The 14843-nt window shown below is 64.1% G+C and carries 13 protein-coding genes; 9 read left to right on the plus strand and 4 right to left on the minus strand.

Annotated elements, in window-relative coordinates:
• Nucleotides 1–51: 51 nt before the first annotated feature.
• Together X750_RS145925 and X750_RS145920 are read left to right on the plus strand one after the other, a co-directional pair.
• Nucleotides 52–660 carry an NAD(P)-dependent oxidoreductase gene (locus X750_RS145925; protein WP_023738386.1) on the plus strand — a complete coding sequence of 203 codons (609 nt, stop codon included), beginning with the start codon at nucleotides 52–54 and terminating at the stop codon, nucleotides 658–660.
• A gap of 166 nt (nucleotides 661–826) precedes the next feature.
• Nucleotides 827–1558 (plus strand): SDR family oxidoreductase, encoded by a 732-nt coding sequence (locus X750_RS145920; protein ID WP_023709993.1) that lies wholly within the window; start codon nucleotides 827–829, stop codon nucleotides 1556–1558.
• Here the strand turns inward: X750_RS145920 and X750_RS145915 are convergent.
• Nucleotides 1509–2441: a LysR family transcriptional regulator gene (locus tag X750_RS145915; protein ID WP_031243110.1), complete on the minus strand. Its 933-nt coding sequence runs from the start codon at nucleotides 2439–2441 to the stop codon at nucleotides 1509–1511. The genes X750_RS145920 and X750_RS145915 overlap by 50 nt on opposite strands.
• Before the next feature lie 281 nt (nucleotides 2442–2722).
• On the opposite strand from X750_RS145915, the gene X750_RS145910 reads away from it, so the two are divergent.
• The 5 genes from X750_RS145910 to X750_RS1000000167405 all read left to right on the plus strand — a co-directional run bounded on the left by X750_RS145910 (nucleotide 2723) and on the right by X750_RS1000000167405 (nucleotide 8504).
• A complete protein-coding gene (locus tag X750_RS145910) occupies nucleotides 2723–3637 on the plus strand; it encodes a dihydrodipicolinate synthase family protein (protein ID WP_023738384.1) in 915 nt (304 codons plus the stop codon).
• A 244-nt stretch (nucleotides 3638–3881) separates the two neighbouring features.
• A complete protein-coding gene (locus X750_RS145905; protein WP_023745621.1) occupies nucleotides 3882–5738 on the plus strand; it encodes an ABC transporter ATP-binding protein in 1857 nt (618 codons plus the stop codon).
• Entirely contained in the window at nucleotides 5738–7624 is a 1887-nt protein-coding gene (locus tag X750_RS145900; RefSeq protein WP_023726296.1) for an ABC transporter ATP-binding protein, read from the plus strand. Before X750_RS145905 ends, X750_RS145900 begins: the two co-directional genes overlap by 1 nt.
• Before the next feature lie 368 nt (nucleotides 7625–7992).
• Nucleotides 7993–8157, plus strand: coding sequence for a DUF3309 family protein (locus X750_RS1000000164800; RefSeq protein WP_023667887.1), 165 nt, complete (start codon nucleotides 7993–7995; stop codon nucleotides 8155–8157).
• Nucleotides 8158–8369: 212 nt separating this feature from the next.
• Nucleotides 8370–8504, plus strand: a complete 135-nt coding sequence (locus X750_RS1000000167405; protein ID WP_023682661.1) for a hypothetical protein — start codon at nucleotides 8370–8372, stop codon at nucleotides 8502–8504.
• Here X750_RS1000000167405 and X750_RS145895 read toward each other — a convergent pair.
• Together X750_RS145895 and X750_RS145890 are read right to left on the minus strand one after the other, a co-directional pair.
• Entirely contained in the window at nucleotides 8495–9676 is a 1182-nt protein-coding gene (locus X750_RS145895) for an MFS transporter (RefSeq protein ID WP_023704772.1), read from the minus strand. The genes X750_RS1000000167405 and X750_RS145895 overlap by 10 nt on opposite strands.
• Before the next feature lie 102 nt (nucleotides 9677–9778).
• Nucleotides 9779–10006, minus strand: a complete 228-nt coding sequence (locus X750_RS145890) for a hypothetical protein (protein ID WP_023735668.1) — start codon at nucleotides 10004–10006, stop codon at nucleotides 9779–9781.
• 255 nt (nucleotides 10007–10261) lie between these two features.
• Here X750_RS145890 and X750_RS145885 point away from each other — a divergent pair, with 255 nt between their 5' ends.
• Entirely contained in the window at nucleotides 10262–11779 is a 1518-nt protein-coding gene (locus X750_RS145885) for a winged helix-turn-helix domain-containing protein (protein ID WP_023704770.1), read from the plus strand.
• 532 nt (nucleotides 11780–12311) lie between these two features.
• Complete coding sequence (locus tag X750_RS145880; protein WP_023704768.1) at nucleotides 12312–13808, plus strand: aldehyde dehydrogenase family protein; 1497 nt, start codon at nucleotides 12312–12314, stop codon at nucleotides 13806–13808.
• 25 nt (nucleotides 13809–13833) lie between these two features.
• On the opposite strand, the gene doeB is transcribed toward X750_RS145880, so the two are convergent.
• Complete coding sequence (doeB, locus tag X750_RS145875) at nucleotides 13834–14838, minus strand: N(2)-acetyl-L-2,4-diaminobutanoate deacetylase DoeB (protein WP_023747986.1); 1005 nt, start codon at nucleotides 14836–14838, stop codon at nucleotides 13834–13836.
• Between the last annotated feature and the right edge of the window lie 5 nt (nucleotides 14839–14843).

Raw genomic sequence — 14843 nt, forward strand, 5'->3', positions numbered from 1 at the left:
CCCAGAAATTCTCCCCAGACGAAATTCTCCCCAGACGAAAGGAAAATCCCCATGAAAATCGCACTTATCGGCGCGTCCGGCCAGGTCGGCTCGCGCCTGCTCAAGGAACTCTCCGATCGCGGTCACAGCATCACCGCCATTGCCCGGCATCCAGACAAGATCGCGGCACTTCCGGGCGTGATTGCCAAGAAGGGCGACGTCTTCGACAAGGATGGCCTTGCCGCCCTGATCAAGGGTCATGACGCGGTGATCTCCTCGGTGCATTTCCTCGACAGCGATCCCGATACGCTCATCGCAGCCGTGCGTGCTTCCGGCGTCAAACGCTACCTCGTCGTCGGCGGCGCCGGCAGCCTTGAGGTTGCGCCCGGCAAGCGCCTGGTCGACACGCCGACCTTCCCTGATATCTACAAGGCCGAGGCGCAGAAGGGCGCCGACTTCCTCGACACGCTGCGGACGGTCGACGATCTCGACTGGACCTTGCTGTCGCCTTCGGCGCTGTTCGTCGCCGGCGAGCGCACCGGCAAATACCGCATCGGCAAGGACACGCTGCTGACGTCAGACAAAGGCAGCAGCATTTCCTTCGAGGACTATGCCATCGTCATGGCCGACGAGATCGAAAAGCCGGCGCATATCAAGCAGCGCTTTACCGTCGGCTACTGAGCGCACTTCATTGACAGGCGGGCCACTCGACGGAGTGGCCGGCGCCGGTTCCTATCGACGATAGTGCCATCGGAGCCTCCGATGGCACTATCGCTTTCTTCCGTTTCCACTCCTGCCGCCGGTCTGCGAACTCTCGCCCGGAGCGGTTCAGGACAGGAACGGAAACATGGCAGACATCGCAAAATCGAAAATCATTATCGTTGGCGGCAGCTCCGGAATGGGGCTGGCGTTGGCAAGGCGGTGCCTGGTCTCAGGCGCCGAAGTCATCATCGTCGGCCGCAGTGAAGCCAGGCTCAAGCGTGCCGGCGAGGCGCTGCAGAACCCTTCCGCTTTGAGCGCCGTCGCGGCCGATATCGCCAGGGAGGATCAGGTCGCTGACCTGTTCAAGCGAATTGGCCGGCTCGACCATATCGTCAGCACCGCCGCCGACATCGAAGGCGCCTATGAGCTATTGCCTTCAGTCGACCTGAAGGCGGCGCAGCGGGTCGTCGAAAGCAAATTCTACGGGCCGCTGCTGCTCGCCAAGCATGGCGCGCCGCAGCTTTCGGCCAACGGCTCCATCACCTTCACCTCAGGCATTGCCGCCTACCGGCCGGCGGCGCGCGGCTCGGTCGTTGCCGCCGTCAACGCTGCGCTGGAAGGGTTGGTGCGGGCGCTGGCGGTCGAGCTGGCGCCGGTCCGTGTCAACGCCGTCTCGCCGGGCTGGGTCGACACGCCGATCTGGAGTTTTGTGGCCGGCGACAAGAAGCACGAGACGCTCGATGCAATGGCCAGGCGCCTGCCGGTCGGCCGCGTCGGACAGCCGGACGACATTGCCGATGCCATCGCCTTTCTGATGGGCAACGGTTTTACGACAGGGACGGTTCTGCATGTCGAGGGCGGTCACCGGCTGATCTGAGCGCAGCGAAATTCCTGGCCGCGGCCGCCAGCAGCAGTTTCAGCGCCGGCGGCTGGACGCGCCGGCGGCGCCAGATCATGACCAGCGACGCCGTGCGGGCCGGACCCGGCCATGGCAATTCGACGATCTCGCCGCGATCGAGCGCGTCGGCAACGGCCAGCCGCGGCACCAGGCTCACGCCGACACCAGTCGCCACCAGGCCCCCAATGGCGCCGATGCTGCCGACTTCGGCGGCAAGTTCTGGCGCTGCAATCTCGGCAAAGGCAGTGTCGAACAGATGCCGGTAGACGCATCCGGTTTCCGTCACCACGAAACTCATCGCGGCGAGCGCGGTTAGGTCGTTCTGTCGCGATGCGGCCGCATGCTCAGCTGATGCGACAAGGACCAGCGGCTCGGCCGATATCGTGCGCCGGGCCAGACGTTCGTCCAGACCGCCCTTGTCGAAACAGAAGGCGACGTCGATCTCGCTCTCTTCGAGCTGCCGCAGCAGGGCATCGCTGCCGGCGATTTTCAGCCGCAGACCGATCTCCGGGTGGTCGCCTCGAAAGGCCGCCAGCCATTGCGGAAGTCTGACGGTCGCAATCGTCTCCAGCGCGCCGACCGTAACCGTTCCGGCGGTCATTCCCGTCGTTGACTCGACGGCAATACGCGACTCCTCCGCCAGTTGCAGAATCTCTTCCGCATAGGGTTTCAGCGCGTCGCCGGCCGTTGTCAGGTCGAGGCCGTGGCGCGAGCGGATGAAGAGGACGACACCAAGTTCGCTTTCCAGCGACTGGATCTGGTCGCTGACGCTCGACTGCGCCAGATGAACCTCCCGCGCTGCGCGGGTGATGTTGCGGTGCCGCGCCACGGCGAGGAAGGTCTTGAGCAATCGTGGGTGCATGCCGTTTCCGGATCTGTCTCTGTTCGACATTTCGGGCTTGGCTGGTCCATTTGCAACCCTGTTCCATTTGCAACCCCGGTCCATTTGCAACCCCGGTCCATTTGCAACCCATTGACGCCGGCGTCATCTGGTTGCGGCAGACCGAAGGGCCAGAATTTCGCGGCAATGACCCGCAAGTTTTCCCACGGCCGGCGCGGTGGCCCAAGAGATCGCCTCTGGCAGATCGCATCGTACGTATGCTCTATGCCAAGCTGATTTCCAGCACCGATGGAAGGACCGACATGCCCCGCCCGCAAGGAACCATCGCCCCGATCCTGACGCCGTTCGAGAACGATGGCCGCATTGCCCGTGACCTTTGGATCTCACACGCCAAATGGGCGCTGGGCCAGGGCGCGCATTTCCTGTCGCCGTTCGGCACCACGGGCGAGGCGCTGTCGCTCTCGCTCGACGAGCGCATGCAGGCGCTGGAATGGCTGGTTGCATCAGGCATTTCGCCGGGGCGCATGATGCCCGGCACCGGCGTCACCGCACTGCCCGAAACCGTCGAACTGTCGAAGCACGCGGTCGGCCTCGGCTGCGCCGCCGTGATGGTGCTGCCATCGTTCTTCTACACGGCCGCCGGGGACGATGGCCAGGCGCGCTACTACAGCGAGCTGATCGAAAGGGTGGCCAACCCGGCGCTGAAGATGATCCTCTACCACATCCCGCAGAACTCCGGCGTGCCGGTAAGCCCTGCCCTGACCGCCCGGTTGAGCGCGGCGTTTCCAGAGACGGTCGTCGCCTACAAGGATAGCGCCGGCGACTGGAACAACACGGCGGCGGTGATTGCCGCCGCACCCGACGTCGCGGTGTTCCCCAGCTCGGAGGCGCAACTGACCAAGGGGCTCGCCAGTGGTGCTGCGGGCTGTATCTCCGCGACCGTCAATCTCAACGCTGCGGCCATCCGCGCCCTCTACGACGCGACGATCGCTGGCCAAGACGTCACGGAAGCGGACGCCGCGATCAGGGCGTTCCGCAAGGTGATCCAGGATGCAGGCCTGATCCCGGCAATGAAGGCCGTGCTGGCGGTGCGCTCCGGCGACAAACGCTGGCTCAACCTGCGCGCGCCGCATGAGAATGCGACGCTGGAAAGCGGCAAGGCGCTGCTCACTGCGCTCGGTCCCGCAGCCGATCACATTGGCCGAGGTCACGCATGATGGCGGTTGGCGCAACCCACATGCTCGCATCTTTTCAATCGGCCTAAAGTGACGAGCCTGCCGCCTCTAACGCCGACACGGGCTTAAGCGGTCGCGGACGATCAGCCCCTTTCAGGCACAGTGCGATACCGCCATTGGCCCTTGAACGGTCAAAATCGAGGCGTACCATCGCGGTATCTGAAACTGAGTCTGTTTTCATTCGTCTGGGCTAATGTCCGGATCGGATTGGGTATTTTCCTTGGCAATGGATGCAACCCGCGGCGCAGCGATGCGCGGCAAATCGTTTGCCCATGTGGCGGAGGCGTCCTGGGGCAAGGGCCTCAGCACGCTGCTGCGCATCGTGCGCATGACGCTGCGCCATCCTTGGCAAGTTGCGATCACCATCGCCTCGACCTTCATTGCCGCGACGCTGCAGCTGTTCATCCCGCGCCTGCTCGGCCACGCCATCGACCAGGCGCAAGGCGTGATGGCTGGAGGCGGCGGCGCGGCGGCTGAGCAGGCGCTGTGGACGACGGCGATCACCTTGCTCGTCGTCAGCATTCTGCGCGGCCTCTTCACCATGGCGCAGAATTATTATGGCGAGGCCGTTGGCCACCGCACCGGCTATGAGCTGCGCCTGGCCTTCTACGAGAAGATCCAGCGGCTGAGCTTCTCCTTCCATGACCGGGTGCATACCGGCGACCTGATTACGCTTGGCCTGCTCGACCTCGACGGCGTGCGCATGTTCTTTTCCACCGGCATATTGCGCGTGGTGCTGCTCGGCGTGCTGATCGGCGTCGGCTCCTATCTCCTGATCAGCACCGATCTCGAGCTCGGGCTGCTCAGTCTGAGTTTCGTGCCGTTCGTCGCCTGGCGCTCCTCGGTCACACAGCTCAGGCTGCGCAGCACCTGGCTGACGCTGCAGGAGCGGCTGTCAGTGCTGAGCCGGGTGATGGACGAGAACCTCGGCGGAATCCGCGTCGTGCGCGCCTTTGCGGCGCAGCGGCATGAGCTGGAAAAATTCGACCGCGCCAAGAAGTCGGCGCTGGAGCTTGCCGACCAGCGCGTCGACATCCGCGTCTCTAACACCAGCGCCATGAATTTTTCCTTCCTGGCGGCCATGGGCCTGGTGCTGTGGTTCGGTGGCCAGAAGGTGATCGCGGGCCAGATCAGCGTAGGCACGCTGGCGCAGTTCCTCACCTTCATGACCATCCTGCAGATGCCGGTGCGCCAGCTCGGGCTGATGGTCAACTCGTTCGCCCGCGCCTCGACCTGCGGCACAAGGCTGTTCGAACTGCTTGACGCCGAACTTGACATCGAGGATGCGCCTGATGCCAAGGATCTCGTGGTCACCGAAGGCTTGCTGCGCTTCGACAATGTCGGCTTCCGCTACGCGGGCGCCGGCGGCCGGCCGGCGCTGTCGGGCATTTCCTTCGAGGCCAGGTCCGGCGAGACCGTCGGCATTGTCGGCCCGCCTGGCAGCGGCAAGTCGACCATCGCGCATCTGATCCCGCGCTTCTACGATGTGACGTCAGGCGCGATCACCATCGACGGGCAGGATATACGCGAGGTCACGCTGCAATCGTTGCGCAAGGCGGTCGGCGTCGTGCAGCAGGACGCCTTCCTGTTCACCACCTCGATCGAAAACAACATCGCCTATGGAAATCCCTGGGCGCGCGAGACCCGCATCGGGCAGGCGGCTGAATACGCCCAGTTGCACAATTACATCATCGGGCTTCCGGCCGGCTACACCACGGTCGTGGGCGAGCGCGGCTCATCGCTTTCCGGCGGCCAGCGGCAGCGCCTGACCATCGCCCGCACCCTGATGCTGCGGCCTTCGGTGCTGGTCTTCGACGATTCCACCGCGGCTGTCGACGCCGGCACCGAGCAGCGAATCCGCACCGCGATGAAGCGCTTCGCCAAGGACCGCGTGACGCTGATCATCTCGCACCGGCTGAGCTCGCTGATGCATGCCGACCAGATCCTGTTCGTCGAGAATGGCCGCATCTCCGAGCGCGGCACGCACCAGGAATTGTTGGCGCTGGGTGGACGCTACCGCGCGCTTTACGACCTGCAGCTGCGGCCGGACGACGATTTGCCGGTGGCGGTGGGAGCCGCATGATGTCGACACAGAACGACGACCAGAAGGAAGACACCAGCCGGCGGCCCACAAGGGCCGTCGTCGGTTCGCACCGCGACGAGGAAGAGGTCTTCGGCAAGGTCTACGATCCGCGCATCGTGCGCCGCATCTGGAGCTTCGTGAGACCGTATCAGGGCCGGATCTTCATCTCGGTCGCCGCCGTTTTGGTGTTCACTCTGACGCAATTGGCGATCCCGCTGGTCATCCGTTACGCCATCGACCACGGCATGGCGGCGGGCAAGGCCGACAGCTCCGTCATGAACTGGGCGATCGGTGCCTTCGCCCTGATCATCCTGATCAACTATGCCGCCAGCTATATCCAGGAAAGCGTCGTCGGCAAGGTGGCCGAGAATGTGCTGTCGGATTTGCGCCGCGCCATGTTCAGCCATCTGCAGCGCGTCTCGCTGAGCTTCATGGACAAGACCGAGGTGGGCCGGCTGATGTCGCGCCTGCAGGGCGACGTCAATTCGATGCAGGAATTCCTCGAGACATCGGTCATGTCGGTGGGCGACATCGTGCTTCTTTTCGGCATTGTCAGCGTGCTTTTGTGGCTCGATTTTCGTCTCGGCCTGTTGACGCTGTCGACCATGCCGGCGCTGTTCATCGTGCGCCTGTTCTGGCTGCCGCGCGCCAAGGTCGCCTTCATGGCCGCGCACGAAACCAATTCGATTGCCAATGGGGCGCTGGCGGAAGGCATCCATGGCGTGCGCACTGTGCAGAGTCTCGAACGCCAGCACGTCAATTTCGACCTCTATGACGAGAAGGTGCTGGCCAATCTCAGGGCTCACCTGACCTCGGCCAAATATGCGCAGGTGATGGTGCCGATCGTCGACACGCTGACCGGCATTGCGATGGCGACGGTCATCGTCGTCGGCGGTTCGATGGTGCTGTCGCACAGCCTCGACATCGGCGTCATGGTGGCGTTCCTGTTCTACATCCAGCGCTTCTTCGACCCGATCCGCTCGCTCACCATGCAGTACAGTGTCATGCAGCGCGCCATGGCGTCGGGCCAACGCATCTCCGAAGTGCTGGACGTGCCGGTCGACGTTAGCGACAAACAAGGCGCGGTGGCGCTGACGCGCGACATGGACGGTTCGGTCGAGTTCAGGAACGTCACCTTCGGCTACCGGCAGAACCAGCCGGTGCTGAAAAACATCTCCTTCCGCGTCAATCCGGGCGAGACGGTTGCGCTTGTCGGCCCGACCGGTTCGGGCAAGTCGAGCTGCATGGCGCTGGTGCACCGCTTCTATGATGTCTGGTCGGGCGAGGTGCGGGTCGGCGGCCACGACGTGCGCGACGTGACGCAGGATTCGCTCGGCGACCAGGTGGCGATGGTGTTGCAGGAGCCATTCCTGTTTTCCGGCACGGTGCTGGAGAACATCCGCTACCACAAGACATCGGCTACCCGCGAGGAGGTGGTGCGCGCGGCGCAGGCCGTCGGCGCGCACGACTTCATCGAGCATCTGCCCGATGGCTACGACACCGAGCTCGAACAGCGCGGCGGCAATCTCTCGCTCGGCCAGCGTCAGCTGATCAGTTTTGCACGCGCACTGGTCGCCGATGCGAAAATCCTGGTGCTCGACGAGGCCACGGCGAGCATCGATTCCTACACCGAGATGCTGATCCAGAAAGCGCTGGTCACGCTGCTGGAAGGCCGCACCGGGCTGGTCATCGCGCACCGGCTGGCGACCATACGCGGCGCCGATCGCATCATCGTTCTACAGAACGGCGAGATCGTCGAAAGCGGCAACCACGAGCAGCTGATGGCGGCCAAGGGCCTCTATGCCAGGCTCTACAACATGAACTACGCATCGTTCGACGATATTGCCGAGGAAGACATAGGCGCGCCGGCCGGCAAGGCGACGTGAGCTGCTGCCGGTTCGGCTCGACTGGAAATGGTGCGGGGCCAAAACTCGTCGTCGACCAATTCGGCTTTCAGATGCCGACACGTTTCATCTCGCCTTCCAGCGTAAGCCCGGCGTCACGCCTGCCGGCGCGTTCGGGTGGACGAGCCGCCGGTCGCCTTGAGGGCGATCCCGCCTAAATTCTGAATTCTACGCGCCGCCCAGCGCGCGCGATGGCACGCGCAGCTTGCGCCTGAACCTCAGCAAACGCCGTCATGATGGCTTTCGTTCCTTAGCCGTCGGATGAAAATCGCCGGGGAACAGGAAGGCTTGCTGGGAGTTTAGTTCTTCGAGCCGCGCCGTGAACGGCGCGGCAGCGAAGGAGACGGCATATGGGCCTGGGTACCATTCTTATTATCATCCTGATCATCGCGTTGCTCGGCGGCTTCAGCGGCCTCGGCGGCGGCCCGTTCTACGGCACTGGTTACTATGGCGGCGGTGGCCTCGGGCTGGTGCTGATCATCGTGATCATTCTGGTTGTTCTCGGGCGAATATAGCGTCGCCATTGGCGGCCGCCGAGTTTCTACGGCGGCCGCGTTTTCGCCTGACATCGAGGTTTGAAGACATGGCAGCTGAAGACATTGCTGGTCCGGACTGGGCCGGCGTCGGCGCGAGCGAGAGCGAACGCGACGAGCTGGGATATCCTAATGGTGGCACTATCCGAAGGCGGCGGGCGTAAGCTGCAGACCCCGACACCCGCCTGGCGGCCGTGGCGTTCATCGAGGCGGATCGGACGCTTCGAGAAACCCAGGACGGCGACGAGGCGGGTCCGGCCTTTCTCGCTATTGTCGACAAGGGCAGCATCGGCCTGAAGGCCGCAATGGCAGGCACGCCTTACGCCTGAACGCGGTCAACCCGCCGTAACTCCGCCAGCAGAAACACCACCAGCACGCAGCACAGCAGGCCAAGCGACAATGGCAGTCCCTGATGTCCGGTCAGTTGCATCGCCAGCCCGGCCACGGGTGAGCCGACGATGCCGCCTACCCCCCATACGAACGCGAAGGCGGCATTGCCGGCGATCAAGGCTTGACCGGTGAAACGCTCGCCGAGCTGGATCAGCGACAGCGTGTAGATCCCGAACGAGACCCCGCCCCAGACGAAGAAGAGCGGCCAGACAAGCCATGTAGCGAAGAGCAACGGCAACAGCAAACAACCGGCCAGGCAAGCCAGGACACAGAACAGCATCATCGGCTTCGAGCCAAACCGTTCGGCGGCGCGCCCAAGCACGACCTGCAGCACGGCATTGCCGGCGATGAAACAGGTGATGAGCGAAGCGATGCGCTGCTCAGTGCTGCCGAGCGCGGCACCATAGACCGCGAACAGCGAAAGCAGGACTTGCTCGAAGGCGGCAGCCGTGAAGACTGCGAACAAGAGCAGCGGCGCCAGCGCGAAGAAGCCGCCGACCGACACCGCTTCGCCCTCACGCGGCATGTCGGGCAGGCGTGGCGCGACGGCAAGCACGATCAGGCCGCAGACAAGGAAGGCCGCGCTGCCGATGATGAAGGGTGGCCATCCTTGCGTGCCGACCAAGCCTAGCGACAGCGGGCCGAGGCCAAAGCCGGCGGAAACGATGGAGGAGTATAGGCCCATGATGCGGCCTCGGCGTGCGGCGGGTGTGATCGAGACCAGCCAGGTTTCACTGATCACGTAAAGCGGATTGGCAAAGAAGCCGAGCAGGAAGCGCAACGGCATCCAGGCCCATACATCCTGCGTCCAGGCAATCGCGATCAGGACGGTTGCTGCCAGGATCGAACACACAACCGCAAAGCGCGCCGCGCCCACCCGCCGGACCAGCGCCGGCGTGAAGAGCGACGATATAATGAAACCCAGAGGCGTCATCGCGGCCGAGAGGCCGATGAGGCCCGGTGTCGTCCCTTGCCGTTCCAGGATGAAGCTGAGCAGCGGATACGTCAGCCCCTGTGCTATGGCGAACACCGTAACTGTCGCGATGATGCCGGCCATCGCGGCCCATGCGATGTGGTTCTCCGGCGGTGACGTCGCGTCTTCGGCGCTCATGCCGACTTCGAAGCAGGATCGGCACGTTCCGGCAAGTGCAAATGCCGGCAAAACGCCGCGGTACGCCCAAACAGGCGGGCGGGTCTTATCCGCGACATCAGCTCACACTTGCCAGAAGCGTTTGACGATTTCGGCCTCGAGCTGGCGTCTGGTCAGACCGATATCGTCGATCAGGTGCGGATTGGCCTCCGCCATCTGCTTGAGGTCCCAGCGAAAGCGTATCCGCTCGCGCCAGGCCGCGATCATGCCCCGCGGGCCCGTCGGACGCCGGCCCGATGACACCGCCTTTTCCGGCAAGGCTGCACGAGCAGAAGCAAGGGTATCGTTCATGGCAACCTCCATTCGGTTTGAGGAGCGACAGCCCTCGGCTTGCAAGAGGTTGAACTCTGCCGCATGCGGACGGCGCCGTAATTAAGCCCGGCCAAATAGTTCTCAAAAGTTCCAAACCGGCTAGAGCACCTCGCCGTTTCATGGAAACGGCGAGGTGCTCAACTCTTTGTTTTGACGCCATACGTCCGTGAAGCGCTCCGCCGCGCTTTCCCGTGGGAAAACCGCCTTCACACCTTTCCTGGAATTGCTCTATAGATGCGCGTTATGCAGGGATCGCGCTTTGCCTTTGGTCCGTTCGTGCTTGATCCGGGTGCGGGAACGCTCCTTCGGGACCAAGTTCCCGTAGCCGCCGGCCACCGCGGACTGCAGCTGCTGGCGGCGCTCGTCGCCCGGCCCGGCGAGATCGTGGCCAAGGCCGAGTTGATGGATGCGGCATGGCCAGGCACCGCCGTTGAGGAAGGCAACCTCACCGTCCAGATTGCGCAATTGCGCAAGCTGCTGGGTCCGGCCACGAACGGCGGAGAATGGATATCGACCGTTCCGCGCGTCGGCTATCGCTTCACCGGCGCCATCGAACAGCTCGGCGACGAGAAGCGACAGGCTTTGCCGCTGCCTGCCAAACCGTCGATAGCCGTGCTGCCCTTTGCCAATTTCAGCAACGACCCCGAGCAGGAAGCCTTCGCCGACGGGTTGACCGAAGACCTGATCACCGACCTGTCGAGGATCGGCGGCCTGTTCGTCATCGCGCGCAACTCGACCTTTGCCTACAAGGGCAAGGCGGTGGATGTGCGCGAGGTCGCCAGGGAACTTGGCGTGCGCTATCTCTTGGAGGGCAGCGCCAGACGCGCCGCCGGGCGCGTGCGCATCAACGCCCAGCTGGTCGACGCGCTGAGCGGCGAGCATTTATGGGCAGACCGCTTCGATCGCGGCCTGGAAGATATCTTTGCCGTTCAGGACGAGGTGACGGCCAAGATCGTCGAGGCGCTGCTTGGCCGGCTGCGCGCGCCGCTGCCGCGCAATCGGCCCCGAAATCTCGAGGCCTACGATCTGTGCGTGCGGGCCCGCAACCTGATCGACGTCTCGCCGGAGACGGCGCGCGAAGCGCATCTGTTGCTGACGCGCGCGCTTGCGCTCGATCCGGACTATGCCGAAGCCTATCGCTGGCTTGCCATGAACCACTGGATGGGATGGGTGCATTGGGGAGAGCCCATTGAGCCTGCCCGCGGCCTTGCCCTGGAACTGGCGCGCAAGGCTGTGGCGATCGATCCCAACGATGCCGGCTGCCACTGGGTGCTTGCCAACCTGCTTGCCTATGAGCGCAGATTCGACGAAGCGGATGTGGGATTTGCCAAGGCGTTCGAGCTCGACCCGAACGAGGCCGATGCCTGGGCGACATTGTCCGACATCGCGGTCCTGGCCGGGCGCGTCGAGGAGGGCCTCGACTATATCAGCAAGGCGTTCCGGCTGAACCCGTTTCCGGCAAGCTGGTACTATCTGACGCTCGGCCAGGCGCAATATGCGGCGCGCGACTATGAAGCCGCCGTCGAGACGACGCGCCGGGACGAGACGTATCGGACAAGCTCGCGCCGTTTCCTTGCGGCAAGCCTTGCGCAACTCGGCCGGATCGACGAGGCGCGCGCCGAGGTCGACCTGTTCCTCGTCGCGAACCCACATTTCACCACCCGTCACTGGGTCGAGACGGAGCCGTTCCGCGACACTGCCACGCTCGACCATTTCGTCGATGGCTTCCGAAAGGCCGGCCTTCCGGAGTGACGGACCGGCGTGCTCGATCGATGCCAGGCACCGTCGGTTGCGGATCAATCCTGCCAATGTTTGCACGTCGCGAGGCCGCTCGACCGATCTTGCTTCCGCGAGCAGTCATCCAACAGCGATTGCAGCGAAGCGGCGCGCGAAACCTCTGTCACGGTGAAGCCGGCTGGAACGGCCACGATCGATCCGGCCACGGGTGAGCGCTGGGTGGCGGCTGGCGACTGCCTGTTGCGCTCTCGTCTGCAATGCCGGCATCACGGTCGCCGTGGGCAATGATCGGCTTGCCTCATTGAGCTTTTAGCGACGCGCTCCGACAACTCGCGATGATTTTTCTAGATGCCATTTGTCGAAGCACAATCTTTTCCGAAAGCCGGTTTCCACTTTTCGGGACCATGCTCTAGCGGCTGTCTGTTTCTTGTTGCTGGCGCGATCGGAAGTCACCCGCACAACCTGGTTATCTGAGCGCCCTTTAGCTTTCCTTGTTTGAGGTCGGCGGCGGGAGTAATAGTCGCCAAGGAATTGCGAGGAGGAAGAGATGACGCTGAACTTCGACCCGAAGGCGAAGGCCACGGCGTTGTACCATGGCGAATTCCGACCGATGTTCATTGGCGGCAAGTGGGTCGCCGCGCAGTCCGGCCAGGGCATGCAGGCACTCAATCCGGCAACAGGCGAGGTGCTGGCGACAGTGCCGCGCGGCGGGGCTGCCGATATCGACTCGGCGGTGGCCGCCGCGCGCGCGGCCTTCGAAGGCCCATGGTCCAAATTCTCGCCCTACGAGCGGCAGTGCGTGCTGCTCAGGATCGCCGATCTGTTCGAGACGCATTGGGAAGAGCTCAGCGTTTCCGACACGCTCGATATGGGACTGCCGATCACGCGCACGCTCTCCAACCGGCGCCGCGTCATCGGCATGCTGCGCTTCTATGCCGGCATGGCGACGGCGCTGCATGGCGAGGCGATCGACAATTCGATTCCCGGCGAGATCGTCACCTTCACCCGGCGCGAGCCGGTGGGCGTCGTTGGTGCGATCATTCCCTGGAACGCGCCGACCGCCGCCTCGATCTGGAAGATCGCGCCGGCGCTGGCGACAGGCTGCACCATCGTGCTGAAACCGTCCGAGGATGCGTCGCTGACGCCGCTGCTGATCGCGCAACTGATGCAGGAAGCCGGCGTGCCCGACGGCGTCGTCAACGTCGTCACCGGCACCGGGGCCGAAGCCGGTGCGCGGCTCGCCGAACATCCAGACGTCAACAAGATCGTTTTCACCGGATCGACGCTGACCGGCCAGGCCATCGCGCGGGCAGCCGTGGCCAACCTCAAACGCGTTTCACTGGAGCTCGGCGGCAAGTCGCCGATCATCGTCTGCCGCGACGCCGACATCGACAAGGCTGTTCCGATCGCGGCGATGGCGGTGTTCGTGCATTCGGGCCAGATCTGCATTGCCGGCTCGCGGCTGTTCGTGGCGCGCGAAATCCATGACGAGTTCGTCCGCCGGCTCGCCGATTTCGCCGGCAGACTGCGGATCGGCCATGGCATCGAGGCAGAGACGGAAATCGGACCGCTCATCAATGCCAAGCAGGCAGCCAAGGTGGAGGGCTATATCAGGGCCGGCAGCGACGAAGGCGCCGAACTGGTCGCCGGCGGCTCGCGGCTGACCGGCGAGCTCTACGATGGCGGCAACTTCATTGCGCCGACGGTCTTCGGCGCCGTGTCGGACCAGATGACCATCGCGCGCGAGGAGATTTTCGGCCCGGTCATTTCGGCGATGCCCTTCGACTCGCTCGACGAAGCGGTGGCGCGTGCCAATGCGACGCCCTATGGCCTGGCCGCCGGCATCTTCACGACACATCTGGGCACCGCGCACAAGCTTGCGCGCCGCGTCAAGGCCGGCTCGGTCTGGGTCAACATGTACCATGCCATCGACCCGGCGGTGCCGTTCGGCGGCACGAAGATGTCGGGTTATGGCCGCGAGGGCGGCATCGAGCATCTGCACGAGTATCTGGAGACCAAGTCGGTCTGGATCCAGACCGACTGATATTCGCGCGGCGTACTCTGCGAAATCACGATGAAACCACAAGGGCCAGGACGGCGGCGCAGTCACCGGCTTTGACCAGGCCGGGGAAATGCCGCGCCGCCAGAATGCCGGACATTTTTGCCTTGATCTCCTGCGGAGCGATGCCGGTGCGGCCGGTGGAATGGATGCGCGCCAGCACCGAGCCTTCTTTCACAGGCTCGCCGAGATCGACCATGGTCTCGATCATGCCGTCGTCCTCGGCGAAGGAGAAACAATCGCCTGACGGCATGTCGAGCCACTGAGTTCTGCCCTTCTCGACCGCACCATCAACAATACCGGCATGGCGCAGCACATTGCTGATGCCGCGCCGCGCGATCCGCACGGTCTGGGCACGCGAGGTGCCGCCGCCGCCAAGCTCGGTGCTGACGAAGACCTTGCCCATTTCCTCGGCCGCCGTGTCATACATGCCGACGGAGTCAATCTCGATCATGCGCATCGAGAACGGGGCCGAGAACGCGGCGACCGCGTCGAAGGCTTTCTGCTCCAGCGCCTTGTCGGGCACCGTGTGGGCGGCACAGAAGGGCACGAAATCCAGCGTCCTGCCGCCGGAGTGGAAATCGAAGACGAGGTCGGCGCGCGGCAGCAGTTCGCGTTGAAAGTAGTCGGCGATCTTCTCGGTCACCGTGCCGTCGGGACGGCCGGGAAAGCTGCGGTTCATATTGCCCTTGTCGATCGGCGACGTCCGCGTGCCGGCGCGGAAGGCCGGATAGTTCATCGCCGGCACGATGATCACCGTGCCGCTGACCTGTTTGGGATCGAGCGTGCGGGCAAGATCGTAGAGCGCCAGCGGCCCCTCATACTCGTCGCCATGGTTGCCGCCGGTGAGCAGCGCGGCCGGCCCCTTGCCGTTGCGGATGACGCAGATCGGGATCATCACCGAACCCCAGGCCGAGTCGTCGCGGCTGTAGGGCAGGCGCAGGAAACCATGTTGCACGCCGTCCTTGTCGAAATGGACGGTCGGCGCGATCGGAGATGGGCGGAGGCTAGGCATCGGGC

This window comes from Mesorhizobium sp. LNJC391B00 (assembly GCF_000502535.1).
Classification (GTDB): Bacteria; Pseudomonadota; Alphaproteobacteria; order Rhizobiales; family Rhizobiaceae; genus Mesorhizobium.

Excerpts from the sequence above, each read along its gene's own strand:
- X750_RS145925 (WP_023738386.1), top strand. The coding sequence starts at position 52 with ATGAAAATCGCACTTATCGGCGCGTCCGGCCAGGTCGGCTCGCGCCTG.
- X750_RS145920 (WP_023709993.1), top strand. The coding sequence starts at position 827 with ATGGCAGACATCGCAAAATCGAAAATCATTATCGTTGGCGGCAGCTCC.
- X750_RS145915 (WP_031243110.1), bottom strand. The coding sequence starts at position 2,441 with ATGCACCCACGATTGCTCAAGACCTTCCTCGCCGTGGCGCGGCACCGC.
- X750_RS145910 (WP_023738384.1), top strand. The coding sequence starts at position 2,723 with ATGCCCCGCCCGCAAGGAACCATCGCCCCGATCCTGACGCCGTTCGAG.
- X750_RS145905 (WP_023745621.1), top strand. The coding sequence starts at position 3,882 with ATGGATGCAACCCGCGGCGCAGCGATGCGCGGCAAATCGTTTGCCCAT.
- X750_RS145900 (WP_023726296.1), top strand. The coding sequence starts at position 5,738 with ATGTCGACACAGAACGACGACCAGAAGGAAGACACCAGCCGGCGGCCC.
- X750_RS1000000164800 (WP_023667887.1), top strand. The coding sequence starts at position 7,993 with ATGGGCCTGGGTACCATTCTTATTATCATCCTGATCATCGCGTTGCTC.
- X750_RS145895 (WP_023704772.1), bottom strand. The coding sequence starts at position 9,676 with ATGAGCGCCGAAGACGCGACGTCACCGCCGGAGAACCACATCGCATGG.
- X750_RS145890 (WP_023735668.1), bottom strand. The coding sequence starts at position 10,006 with ATGAACGATACCCTTGCTTCTGCTCGTGCAGCCTTGCCGGAAAAGGCG.
- X750_RS145885 (WP_023704770.1), top strand. The coding sequence starts at position 10,262 with ATGCGCGTTATGCAGGGATCGCGCTTTGCCTTTGGTCCGTTCGTGCTT.
- X750_RS145880 (WP_023704768.1), top strand. The coding sequence starts at position 12,312 with ATGACGCTGAACTTCGACCCGAAGGCGAAGGCCACGGCGTTGTACCAT.
- doeB (WP_023747986.1), bottom strand. The coding sequence starts at position 14,838 with ATGCCTAGCCTCCGCCCATCTCCGATCGCGCCGACCGTCCATTTCGAC.